Source organism: Pantoea sp. CTOTU50773 (assembly GCF_032082325.1).
GTDB lineage: Bacteria > Pseudomonadota > Gammaproteobacteria > Enterobacterales > Enterobacteriaceae > Pantoea > Pantoea communis.
Genome location: NZ_DAMDQC010000148.1, coordinates 1 through 10,661, shown reverse-complemented (window position 1 = coordinate 10,661; position 10,661 = coordinate 1). Strand labels below are relative to the sequence as shown.

Below are 10,661 nucleotides of genomic sequence, written 5' to 3'. Positions count from 1 at the left end.
CCTGCTGAGCCGTCTGCGTTGCCGCTTTGCCGTCTCAGTGGTGGCGCATTATAGGGATCCGATTTTTTTGCACAACCCCTTTTTTCGATCTTTTTAATCGACTGGCGAGTTTTCAATCTTTTCGCTGAGATCGCGAGCGATCCGCTCAAAATTCATCTTGTTTGCCAGCCTGATAAGCCGCAGGCTAGGAGTATAAAGTGCAAAAGGAGAAAGATCATGTCTGTAGCCCTACGACCTTATAAGAACCATTTTCCAGAAATCGGCGATCGCGTAATGATCGATCGCAGTAGCGTAGTGGTGGGTGAAGTGCAGCTCGCCGACGATGTCAGCATCTGGCCACTGGTTGCTATCCGCGGTGATGTGAACAAAGTCGTGATAGGTAAAAGAAGCAATATTCAGGACGGCAGCGTTTTGCACGTCACGCATAAATCCACCAGCAACCCGGAAGGGCACCCTTTAGTGATTGGTGAAGACGTGACTGTAGGCCATAAAGCAATGCTGCACGGCTGTCATATCAGCGATCGCGTGCTGGTTGGAATGGGATCGATTTTGCTGGATGGCGTGTTTGTTGAAGAGGATGTCATGATCGGAGCGGGTAGTCTGGTTCCGCCGGGTAAAAGACTGGAGAGCGGCTATCTCTATTTAGGCAGCCCGGTGAAACAAATCCGCCCATTGAGTGAGGCGGAAATCGCAGGTCTGCTCTATTCATCGAGCAATTATGTTGGCTGGAAAGATGAATACCTCGCTCAGGCGAGCCAGATCCAACCTTGATCATCGATCTCATCCTGCCGGATAAGCGCTTCCGCTTCTTCTTCCAAATCCCAGCGATGCGCGCTAAACAGCGCCATCGCTGCACCCGTTCCGAGTCGGTCCTGTAATGCGTCTGGCTTGATGGCACAAGTTAACCCCATTCCTTGCACCAACACCGGAAAAACGATCGCTCCTCGTTCCTCGTCCCAACTTTCACGATCGGGAAAATGGATCGCCTGATTCACTCCTTCATGGCCTGCTTTAATTGGGCAATAACGGGGGTAATTTCTGGCATCACGCCATGCCACAATTGGAAAGCATGTGCCGCCTGCCCCACCAGCATGCCCAATCCATCTGCCAGCTGACCCGCACCGTGCTGCTGACACCACAACAAAAATGGCGTCAGCCCTTGCTGATAGAACATGTCGTAGCAGCGTGTTTGCGGGGTGATCAATGAGTCTGGCAACGGCGGCACTTTACCCTCAACGCCACTGGAAGTTGCATTGATGATCAGATCAAATGCCTGGCCGGAGAGCTCAGCAAAGCTGCTCGCCTTTATATCCCCACTATGCTGGAAGATATTTGCCAATTCTTCAGCACGGGCAACCGTTCGGTTGACCACTACCACTGAACATCCAAAAGAAAGCAGGGGAAGGATCACACCACGAGCCGCACCACCGGCTCCCACCAGTAAAATGCGGTCACCAGAACGGATCAAATTCAATCGTTCCAGATCGCTTAGCAGGCCAATCCCATCGGTATTATCACCAAAGATCGAGCCATCTGCCTTTTTCTTTAATGTGTTAACCGCCCCAGATAAGGCTGCACGTTCACTGAGTTCATCGGCCAGTTCCCACGCCTGTTGTTTAAACGGCAGTGTGACATTTGCACCTTTTCCACCGACAGTAAAAAAGTCGCTAATTGACTGAGGAAACCCCTCCAGCGGTGCACAAACCCGGCCATAAGAGTGCGCGATTCCTGTCTGCTCGGCAAAGAGACTATGAATGAAAGGTGACTTACTGTGTGCAATGGGATGACCAAAAACGGCGAAGTGTTCCATAAATTAACCCTGACGAATAAGTTCGCCGCTGATAACGTCGCGAATTTCAGAAGGATTTAGCCGCCCGCCCGTTGCAGCATGCAACACGGGGAATTGAGCACCGAATTGCTGTGCAACTTCATCAGCATTGCGGCACGGCGCCTCGCCGGAGAGATTGGCGCTGGTAGACACCAATGGTTTGCCGAAGCCACGGCAAAGTGCCTGCACATCCGGATGATCGCTAACGCGGATAGCCAGCGAATCGAAACGTCCTGTTAGCCAGCGTGGCGTATGCGGTGTTGTCGGAACAACATAAGTCACCGGCCCTGGCCAGCTAGCAAACATTCGCTCACGCTGTAGCACCGTGAGTTCGCGATCAGCAATGTAGGGTTCCAGTTGCGCATAATCTGCTGCAATCAGGATAAGCCCTTTCTCAACCGGACGCTGTTTGAGCGCCAGTAAGGCCATGACGGCGCTTTCGCTATCGGGATCGCAACCTAAACCAAACACCGCTTCGGTTGGATAGGCAATAACGGCCTGCTGTTGTAGTTGCTCGATGCAAAATTCGAGACTTCCGGGGACATACGCTTTTTGCTTCATGATCGTTCTTCGTCCTGGGCGATGAGCTTGCCACAGCGTTTGCTGGCGCATAAGCGCTTCATGCCTTGTGCGGTTTTCTTCTCTATTAATAAGGGAAACTGGCAATGCGGGCAGATACCTTCAACAGGCGTTGCATTGATTGCAAATTGGCAATCGGGGTAACGGTCGCAGGAGTGAAAGGTTTTGCCATAGCGCGAACGGCGCTGAACCAGCTTTCCGTTCTGACATTGGGGACAGGCAATCGCGGTCTCGTCGGGCTTATCGATAGTTTCTGTGTAATCACATTCCGGATAGTGGCTACAACCAACAAACATCCCAAATCGCCCCTGACGCAGAACTTTATCTGCGCCGCACTGAGGACACGCGTGCCCTTCCAGCACTTTAACGATATGTCCATCAGCCTGATTTTTCAGGGGACGAACATAATCACAGGTTGGATAATTCACACAGCCAAGAAACGGGCCGTGTTTACCACTGCGTATCACTAAATCTGCCCCGCAAGCGGGGCAGGGATCGTGTTTACGCACAGAAAATAGTGCTGATTTACTCATATTTCCGGATGCATTAATCGCAAATTAATGCAGCATACCTTCATTGACGTCGAATAACAGTTCTTCCATCTGCTGATAAGCGTTTTCACATCCAGGGATGTTAAACAGCACCATCAGCACCACCCATTTGAGATCTTCAAGATCAAATTCCTGAGTATCAAGAGCCGTGACCCGTTCGATGACCATCTCGCGCGTTTCCATATTCAGCACCTGAACTTGTTCCAGGAACAAAATAAAACCGCGACAATCAGCATCAAGACGCTGGCATTCCTCGTCCGTATAAATTCGCATTGAGAGCGGATCTGCGGCCAATTGTACAGGCGCCACCAGACCATCCTGATAGTCCGCTAAACGTTCAAGCCAATTCAACGCATTGTAGATATCTTCACGATGAAAACCCGCATCGGCCAAATCATCGGTCAATTTATCCTGGTCAACACGCATTTCAGCTTCGTTGTGGATATAGGTCTCAAACAAGTACATAAGTACGTCGAACATGGCATGCCCTCCTCAATCGGACATAGCCGCCGGGTACAGCTGCGATCCATCCTGCTAACTCCAGCTCCAGCAACTGGGCTGCGATAACTGGCACAGGTTGGCCGGCACGTTCAGCGACGACGTCAACAGGTGTAACCTCATCACCTACGTTAGCCAACACGCTTGCAAATGGCAATGGAACATCGTCACTGTCTTGTGAATATATTGTTTCTGAAGTGGTTGCCGGCAGCCATTGCAATGTGGAATGCAAATCTTCAAGGATGTTATTTGGATGGGCAACCAACAGTGCCCCCTGCTGAATCAACCAATGCGTACCTTCACTGCCATCATTACCCAATGCTCCGGGTAATGCATAAACATTGCGGTTTTGTTCCAGCGCGCAGCGAGCCGTGACCAGCGAACCGCTTTTCAGTGAAGCCTCAACGACCAGCACCCCCTGACTTAACCCACTGATGATGCGGTTACGGCGCGGAAAATTCACCGCATGTGGCGCCATATCAAGAGGAAATTCAGAGACTAAAGCCCCTTCGTTATCCATGATCGCCTGCGCCAGCGACTGATGGCTTTTGGGGTAGATATGTTGCAAGCCGCTGCCCAGCACTGCGATTGTTTTTCCACTTGCGTCCAAGGCTGCACGGTGTGCAACGCCATCAATACCGCGAGCCAGCCCGCTAGTGATGGTCAACCCACTGAGTGCAAGTTGCTGTGTAAACCATGTGCCCCACTCTTTGCCATAGTGGGAACAGTGCCGACTGCCCACCACAGCTAATTGCTGTGACTGTAAAACGGAGAGTTGCCCAGCCACATAGAGCAATGAGGGGCGTTGACTGATTTCAGCCAGGGGGCCCGGATAATTAGCATCTATGCAGGAGACTAAATGATGATGAGGTTGATCCAACCACTGTAACGTGCGCGCCAGTTGCCGTGGGCAATAATCGTTAAACTGTTGGCGCTGTAATTCATTCAAACCATGGCTGTGCAGTAATTCGTCATCGACGGCAGCACCGGTTTGCAAATTCCGCGCGAGATTCACTACGCGATGCCGGCGCAGGCCTTTAACATTTGCCAGCCGGAGTATCCCTTCCACTCGCTCCACGCGTCCATCCTTAAGCCCGCTCACATGCGGTGCAATGCTGTCAATCAGGCCACAAAAAGTCTACAATATGAGGTAGTAATCTTTTCTTTAACGCATACAGATCTGGATATTTATGTCAGTTTTGCAGGTATTACATTTCCCTGATGATCGCCTTCGCAAAATCGCTGCGCCGGTGGCTACCGTAAACGCAGACGTTCAGCGCATTGTCGATGACATGTTTGAAACCATGTACGCCGAAGAAGGCATTGGCTTAGCGGCCACTCAGGTCGACATTCATCAACGCATCATTGTTATCGATGTTTCTGAAAATCGAGACGAACGTCTGGTGTTGATTAACCCGGAACTGCTGGAAAAAAGCGGTGAAACCGGTATTGAAGAGGGCTGCCTCTCAATCCCTGAACAGCGTGCCTTTGTGCCGCGTGCGGAATGGGTCAAAGTCCGTGCGCAGGATCGTGACGGTAAGAGCTTTGAGCTGGAAACGGATGGTCTGCTGGCGATTTGTATCCAGCATGAAATCGATCATCTGGATGGCAAGCTGTTTATCGATTATCTGTCGCCGCTGAAGCGTCAGCGCATCAAACAGAAACTGGAAAAGCTGGCCCGCATGAACGCACGCGAAGCCTGAGTACTAACAGAAGGTTAAACTGTGTCTGCATCGCTAAAAATTATCTTTGCCGGTACACCTGACTTTGCAGCGCGTCATCTCGACGCGCTGCTTGCTTCTGAGCATCAGGTAGTTGGCGTATTTACTCAGCCCGACCGTCCATCAGGACGCGGTAATAAACTCACTCCAGGCCCTGTCAAAATGTTGGCACAGGCGCATGATGTTCCCGTGTTCCAGCCAAAATCGCTAAAACCTGAAGATAATCAGCAACTGGTTGCTGACCTGCAAGCCGATATCATGGTGGTGGTGGCTTATGGCCTGATTCTGCCGAAGGCGGTTCTCGATATGCCGCGACTCGGTTGCATCAATGTCCATGGTTCACTCCTGCCACGCTGGCGCGGTGCGGCGCCCATTCAGCGTTCGCTCTGGGCTGGCGACCGCGAAACCGGCGTGACCATTATGCAGATGGATGTGGGTCTGGATACGGGTGACATGCTGCATAAGCTCTCCTGTCCTATCACGCCTGAAGACACCAGCGCATCACTGTATGACAAGCTGGCCGAGCTTGGGCCACAAAGTATGCTGGATACACTCGATCTGCTTGCCAGCGGCAAAGCTCAGCCTGAAGTGCAGGATGAAGCGCTGGTTTCTTACGCTGAGAAGTTGAGTAAAGAAGAGGCGCGTCTTGATTGGTCACTTTCTGCTGCACAGCTTGAGCGCTGCATTCGTGCCTTCAATCCCTGGCCGGTGAGTTTCTTCCTGATCGAGGATCAACCCGTCAAAGTGTGGCAGGCTAGCGTTCTACCTCATCAGAACAAACAGCCGGGCGAAGTCATCCATGCTGATAAAAATGGCATTCAGATTGCCACCGCTGACGGCGTACTCAATCTACTTTCGCTGCAGCCTGCGGGTAAGAAAGCCATGTCCGCGCAAGATCTGCTGAATTCGCGTCGTGAATGGTTTGCCACTGGCACCCTTCTGGCCTGATCTCCAGCCCGGTTTAACCGGGCTTTTTTGTTTGATGAATGAATATGAAAAAAGCAACTAACCTGCGTAGTCTCGCCGCGCAACTGATTGAACGCGTGGTAGATAAAGGTGAATCGCTCAGTGCCATTCTGCCTGGCGCGCAAAAAACATTGGCTGATAAAGATGGCGCGCTGTTGCAGGAACTCTGCTTTGGCGTAATGCGCACTCTGCCACAACTGGAAGCGCTGATTGGCAAACTGATGGAGCGCACGTTAACGGGAAAGCAGCGCGTACTGCATTACCTGATAATGGTTGGGTTGTATCAGTTGCTGTACACGCGCGTGCCAGCACATGCCGCACTGGCCGAAACGGTTGCCGGTGCAGAAGTCCTGAAGCGTACGGCGCTGAAGGGATTGATTAACGGTGTACTGCGTCAGTTCCAGCGTCAGCAAGAGGAACTGGTTGCTGCAGTGGATCAAGGCCCACAGCGCTACTGGCATCCCGGTTGGTTGCTTAAGCGTTTGCAGACAGCCTGGCCAGATCAATGGCAGCAGATCGTTGACGCCAATAATCAGCGACCGCCGATGTGGTTGCGCGTCAATCGCCAGCACCATAGCCGTGATGCGTGGCTGAACCTGTTGCAGGCTGAAGATAAAGCAGCCTTCCCCGCCGATGCGCCGGATGCTCTGCGCCTTGAATCCCCTGCTCCTGTCAGTCAGTTACCGGGCTTCGATCAAGGATGGGTGACAGTACAAGATTTGTCTGCACAGCGCTGTGCTCTGCTGCTTGAGCCACAAAAAAATGAAGCCATTCTCGATCTCTGCGCAGCGCCCGGCGGCAAGACCACGCATATTCTGGAAATCGCCCCTCAGGCAAACGTGCTGGCGGTAGATATCGATCAACAACGTTTGACCCGCGTGCATGAAAATCTGCAGCGCCTGGGTATGCAAGCCGAAGTGCGTCAGGGCGATGGCCGGACACCTGCAGAGTGGTGCGGCGACCAGCAATTTGACCGTATTCTGCTGGATGCACCTTGTTCTGCAACCGGAGTGATTCGACGTCACCCTGATATCAAATGGTTGCGCCGCGATCGTGATATCCCTGAACTGGCTGCACTGCAGCGCGAAATCCTCAATGCAGTTTGGCCACGTTTGAAATCCGGCGGCACGATGATTTACGCGACCTGCTCGATCCTGCCCGAAGAAAACCATCAGCAGATCGCGGCCTTTCTGGCTGAGCACGATGATGCCGCCGCTGAGCAGCTGCCCGAAGGCCAAATCAATGGGTGGCAAGTCTTCCCGAGCGTTGATGGCGGTGACGGATTCTTTTACGCTAAGTTGATAAAGAAATAGTGCGGCGCATTCTGACAAGAGCGATTCAACGATGAAAATTATTATCCTCGGCGCCGGGCAGGTTGGCGGCACACTTGCTGAAAACCTGGTGGGCGAAAATAACGACATCACTGTTGTTGATACGGATGCCACCCGTCTGCGCGCGTTGCAGGACAAATTTGACCTGCGCGTGGTGCACGGCCATGGTTCCCATCCACGTATATTGCGTGAAGCCGGTGCTGAAGATGCCGATATGCTGGTTGCTGTCACCAGTTCCGACGAAACCAACATGATTGCCTGTCAGATTGCCTATTCGCTTTTCAATACGCCAAACCGAATTGCCCGTATTCGCGCGGCGGAATATTTGCGCGATGCCGAAAAGCTGTTTGTACCGGAAGCCGTACCTATCGATCATTTGATTTCACCGGAACAGTTGGTTATCGACAACATCTATCGCCTGATTCAGTATCCTGGCGCATTGCAGGTAGTTAACTTTGCCGAAGGGAAAGTGAGCCTTGCAGTAGTAAAAGCCTATTACGGTGGGCCACTGGTCGGTAACCCGTTGTCCATTTTGCGTGAACATATGCCGCATATTGATACACGCGTAGCGGCTATTTTCCGTCAGGATCGCCCTATTCGCCCTCAGGGTTCCACGATCGTCGAAGCGGGTGATGAAGTCTTCTTTATTGCCGCGAGCCAGCATATTCGTGCGGTAATGAGCGAAATGCAGCGCCTTGAGAAACCCTACAAGCGCATTATGCTGGTCGGCGGCGGCAACATCGGTTTTGGTTTGGCCCAGCGGTTGGAAAAACAGTACAGCGTGAAGTTGATTGAACGTAATCAACAACGCGCAGCAGAACTGGCTGAGCGTCTGCACGACACCGTGGTGTTTTATGGTGATGCTTCAGATCAGGAGTTGCTCGCCGAAGAACATGTTGATCAGGTGGATCTTTTCATCGCCGTCACCAATGACGACGAAGCCAACATTATGTCGGCCATGCTCGCAAAGAAGATGGGAGCGAAAAAGGTCATGGTTTTGATCCAGCGTCGTGCTTATGTCGATCTGGTTCAGGGTAGCGTGATCGATATTGCCATCTCTCCGCAGCAGGCCACCATTTCCGCCCTGCTTGGTCACGTGCGCAAGGCAGATATTGTTGGCGTCTCCTCACTGCGACGCGGGATTGCCGAAGCCATTGAAGCTATTGCGCACGGTGAAGAGACCACTTCCCGCGTAGTGGGTCGTTTAATTGAAGATATCAAACTACCGCCGGGTACGATTATTGGCGCTGTCGTACGTGGCGATGAAGTGATCATTGCTAACGACAACGTGCGTATTGAACAGGGCGATCATGTCATTATGTTCCTGACAGATAAGAAGTTTGTCCCAGATGTTGAACGTCTCTTCCAGCCAAGTCCTTTCTTCCTCTAAATCGCCGCGGGCGTTTGCCCGCCATGATAATTTTGCTTAATCCGCTGTTATCATGGCAATTGCACAAAGGTTTGTTAGACTTTAGCCATTGGCCAAGGCAAGGAGATAACAATGAGTTTATTCAAAGAGTTTCGTGATTTTGCAATGCGTGGGAACGTGGTGGATTTGGCAGTCGGTGTGATTATCGGTGCCGCTTTCGGCAAGATTGTTTCATCACTGGTCGCGAATATCATCATGCCACCACTGGGATTACTGATTGGCGGAGTCGATTTTAAACAGTTTAAGTGGGTCCTAAAACCGGCCGAGGGTGATGTACCTGCTGTCGTAATGGAATACGGTAACTTTATTCAAACCATTTTTGATTTTGTCATCGTCGCCTTTGCCATCTTTATGGCCATCAAACTGATGAACAAGCTGTATCAGAAGAAAGAAGTTGAAAAACCAGCGCCAAAACCAACCAACGAAGAAGTGTTGCTCACTGAAATTCGCGATCTGTTGAAACAGCAGAACAGCGATAAACTGTGATAAAAAAGCCGCCAAGTGCAGGCGGCTTTTTTGTCTGTAAAGCAGAAGGCCAGTGATAAACTTTTCTGCTTATCACTGGACTCCCAGTTTCTCCCCTTCGCATGTTTATCTTTACGTCGGTAGCTGCCTTTCCCTTTCTGATTCTGTTCAACTCGCTGACGAAACAGCGGATCATGTAACAGTGCCTCCAAAGCGTTATCGTTAATCTTGCCTTTGCGATGCTGATAGCGACTCATAATGTCCTCCGGTTAATAATGGCGCAACTATAGGCTTTCCTGTGTGAAATTCAATCCTTGCTACAACAAATTTCCACCTGCGGCTCTTCACCTTTTTCCAGCGCTTCAAGAATAGAACAGCAGGCACTGCTATGTAGATCCCCGCAACAGGTCGCGGCTAAACGTTCTAATGAGCGCTGAATGGTTTGCAACTCGGCAATCATGCCATTCACTTCATCCAGACGCCTGGCCACGATCGCTTTGGACTCCTGACAGGTATGGTGCTCGGGATCGATACGGATCGATAATAAACCGCGGATCGAATCCAGGCTGAAACCGAGCTGACGCCCATAGCGGATAAAGCGTAAGCGCTGAAGATCATCATCATTATAGAGACGGAATCCGCCTTCAGTGCGAATCTCATGATCCATCATTTGCTGCTTTTCATAAAAACGTATGGTGTCAGGCGTAACGTCAGCAAGTTTAGCCAGCTGGCCAATTTTATACATGTTACTTCTCCTGAAGCATGCGGTGTCGAATGGCACCGCCATATTCACCACGTAAAAAATCTGTGCTCATTCCTGCCTGCTGTAACTTCATCTCCAGCAGGGTTAATCTTTTTTTGAGTTCACTGGCTTGATGCTCGTCAGGATCCAAAAGCTGTAAAAGATCGTTGAGTTGCACAGCTTCGCGGCGCATTTCAAGTTCAGGGGGTAAAAAACCTGAGTTTTTCAGTAATCGATATGCCGTACGTAACTCAGGCGGCACGCCACTTTCGTCTTCGAGCTGTAAAGGTGCACCTTCACCTGGTAGATTACTTAGTTCACCTTTTTCCTGCGCGGCGCGTATCTGCTGTTCTACCAGCTGGTCAATTAACCACATATTGAACCTCTACGACTTACAACAGCGTTCAGCATAGCGAAAGATGGGGGGGATGGGGAATTGGAGACAATAAAAAACCCGCCGAAGCGGGTTTTCTACGTTACTGCAAATTACTCTGCAGCAGCTTCTGCTTGAGCTTCTGGACGATCAACCAGCTCGATGTAAGCCATCGGAG

Annotated in this window: 14 protein-coding genes and 2 pseudogenes; 6 read left to right on the top strand and 10 right to left on the bottom strand. The window is 51.2% G+C overall.

Annotated features, from left to right (window positions below; translation table 11 throughout):
* Positions 1-216 precede the first annotated feature (216 nt).
* Positions 217-771 (top strand): gamma carbonic anhydrase family protein, encoded by a 555-nt coding sequence (locus tag RT340_RS18615; protein WP_211729869.1) that lies wholly within the window; start codon positions 217-219, stop codon positions 769-771.
* On the opposite strand, the gene RT340_RS18610 is transcribed toward RT340_RS18615, so the two are convergent.
* The 6 genes from RT340_RS18610 to dprA are packed head-to-tail and all read right to left on the bottom strand — an operon-like array spanning position 747 to position 4,534.
* Positions 747-995, bottom strand: coding sequence for a DUF1488 domain-containing protein (locus tag RT340_RS18610; RefSeq protein ID WP_313377462.1), 249 nt, complete (start codon positions 993-995; stop codon positions 747-749). The two genes, RT340_RS18615 and RT340_RS18610, sit on opposite strands and share 25 nt — an antisense overlap.
* Positions 992-1,810, bottom strand: a complete 819-nt coding sequence (gene aroE / locus RT340_RS18605; RefSeq protein WP_211729871.1) for a shikimate dehydrogenase — start codon at positions 1,808-1,810, stop codon at positions 992-994. Before aroE ends, RT340_RS18610 begins: the two co-directional genes overlap by 4 nt.
* A 3-nt stretch (positions 1,811-1,813) precedes the next feature.
* Positions 1,814-2,389, bottom strand: coding sequence for an L-threonylcarbamoyladenylate synthase type 1 TsaC (gene tsaC / locus RT340_RS18600; protein ID WP_045833801.1), 576 nt, complete (start codon positions 2,387-2,389; stop codon positions 1,814-1,816).
* Positions 2,386-2,940, bottom strand: coding sequence for a type I DNA topoisomerase (locus RT340_RS18595; protein ID WP_072226551.1), 555 nt, complete (start codon positions 2,938-2,940; stop codon positions 2,386-2,388). The genes tsaC and RT340_RS18595 overlap by 4 nt, the downstream gene beginning before the upstream one ends.
* Before the next feature lie 24 nt (positions 2,941-2,964).
* A complete protein-coding gene (gene smg, locus RT340_RS18590; protein WP_034830723.1) occupies positions 2,965-3,438 on the bottom strand; it encodes a DUF494 family protein Smg in 474 nt (157 codons plus the stop codon).
* Positions 3,410-4,534 (bottom strand): DNA-protecting protein DprA, encoded by a 1,125-nt coding sequence (gene dprA / locus RT340_RS18585; protein WP_211729872.1) that lies wholly within the window; start codon positions 4,532-4,534, stop codon positions 3,410-3,412. Before dprA ends, smg begins: the two co-directional genes overlap by 29 nt.
* Positions 4,535-4,646: 112 nt before the next feature.
* Between dprA and def the strand changes: the two genes are divergently transcribed.
* The 5 genes from def to mscL all read left to right on the top strand — a co-directional run bounded on the left by def (position 4,647) and on the right by mscL (position 9,389).
* The gene (gene def / locus RT340_RS18580; protein WP_034830726.1) at positions 4,647-5,159 is read left to right on the top strand and encodes a peptide deformylase; all 513 of its coding nucleotides are present in this window, start codon (positions 4,647-4,649) and stop codon (positions 5,157-5,159) included.
* A gap of 21 nt (positions 5,160-5,180) precedes the next feature.
* A complete protein-coding gene (gene fmt / locus RT340_RS18575) occupies positions 5,181-6,125 on the top strand; it encodes a methionyl-tRNA formyltransferase (protein WP_211729873.1) in 945 nt (314 codons plus the stop codon).
* Positions 6,126-6,169: 44 nt separating this feature from the next.
* Entirely contained in the window at positions 6,170-7,456 is a 1,287-nt protein-coding gene (gene rsmB, locus RT340_RS18570) for a 16S rRNA (cytosine(967)-C(5))-methyltransferase RsmB (protein WP_097119786.1), read from the top strand.
* Between the two features lie 31 nt (positions 7,457-7,487).
* Positions 7,488-8,864: a Trk system potassium transporter TrkA gene (gene trkA / locus RT340_RS18565; protein ID WP_034830730.1), complete on the top strand. Its 1,377-nt coding sequence runs from the start codon at positions 7,488-7,490 to the stop codon at positions 8,862-8,864.
* Between the two features lie 111 nt (positions 8,865-8,975).
* Positions 8,976-9,389 carry a large-conductance mechanosensitive channel protein MscL gene (gene mscL, locus RT340_RS18560; RefSeq protein WP_034830732.1) on the top strand — a complete coding sequence of 138 codons (414 nt, stop codon included), beginning with the start codon at positions 8,976-8,978 and terminating at the stop codon, positions 9,387-9,389.
* Positions 9,390-9,427: 38 nt separating this feature from the next.
* Here mscL and RT340_RS18555 read toward each other — a convergent pair.
* From RT340_RS18555 to rplQ, 4 genes and pseudogenes are all read right to left on the bottom strand, one after another.
* Positions 9,428-9,625: pseudogene (locus tag RT340_RS18555) on the bottom strand (alternative ribosome-rescue factor A); the annotation flags it as partial.
* Between the two features lie 50 nt (positions 9,626-9,675).
* Positions 9,676-10,113 (bottom strand): Zn(2+)-responsive transcriptional regulator, encoded by a 438-nt coding sequence (gene zntR / locus RT340_RS18550; RefSeq protein WP_058960612.1) that lies wholly within the window; start codon positions 10,111-10,113, stop codon positions 9,676-9,678.
* A gap of 1 nt (position 10,114) precedes the next feature.
* Positions 10,115-10,486, bottom strand: coding sequence for a DUF1992 domain-containing protein (locus RT340_RS18545; RefSeq protein WP_211729874.1), 372 nt, complete (start codon positions 10,484-10,486; stop codon positions 10,115-10,117).
* Between the two features lie 110 nt (positions 10,487-10,596).
* Positions 10,597-10,661 (bottom strand): annotated as a pseudogene (gene rplQ, locus RT340_RS18540) (50S ribosomal protein L17); the annotation flags it as partial.

Excerpts from the sequence above, each read along its gene's own strand:
- RT340_RS18615 (WP_211729869.1), top strand. The coding sequence starts at position 217 with ATGTCTGTAGCCCTACGACCTTATAAGAACCATTTTCCAGAAATCGGC.
- aroE (WP_211729871.1), bottom strand. The coding sequence starts at position 1,810 with ATGGAACACTTCGCCGTTTTTGGTCATCCCATTGCACACAGTAAGTCA.
- tsaC (WP_045833801.1), bottom strand. The coding sequence starts at position 2,389 with ATGAAGCAAAAAGCGTATGTCCCCGGAAGTCTCGAATTTTGCATCGAG.
- RT340_RS18595 (WP_072226551.1), bottom strand. The coding sequence starts at position 2,940 with ATGAGTAAATCAGCACTATTTTCTGTGCGTAAACACGATCCCTGCCCC.
- smg (WP_034830723.1), bottom strand. The coding sequence starts at position 3,438 with ATGTTCGACGTACTTATGTACTTGTTTGAGACCTATATCCACAACGAA.
- def (WP_034830726.1), top strand. The coding sequence starts at position 4,647 with ATGTCAGTTTTGCAGGTATTACATTTCCCTGATGATCGCCTTCGCAAA.
- rsmB (WP_097119786.1), top strand. The coding sequence starts at position 6,170 with ATGAAAAAAGCAACTAACCTGCGTAGTCTCGCCGCGCAACTGATTGAA.
- trkA (WP_034830730.1), top strand. The coding sequence starts at position 7,488 with ATGAAAATTATTATCCTCGGCGCCGGGCAGGTTGGCGGCACACTTGCT.
- mscL (WP_034830732.1), top strand. The coding sequence starts at position 8,976 with ATGAGTTTATTCAAAGAGTTTCGTGATTTTGCAATGCGTGGGAACGTG.
- zntR (WP_058960612.1), bottom strand. The coding sequence starts at position 10,113 with ATGTATAAAATTGGCCAGCTGGCTAAACTTGCTGACGTTACGCCTGAC.
- RT340_RS18545 (WP_211729874.1), bottom strand. The coding sequence starts at position 10,486 with ATGTGGTTAATTGACCAGCTGGTAGAACAGCAGATACGCGCCGCGCAG.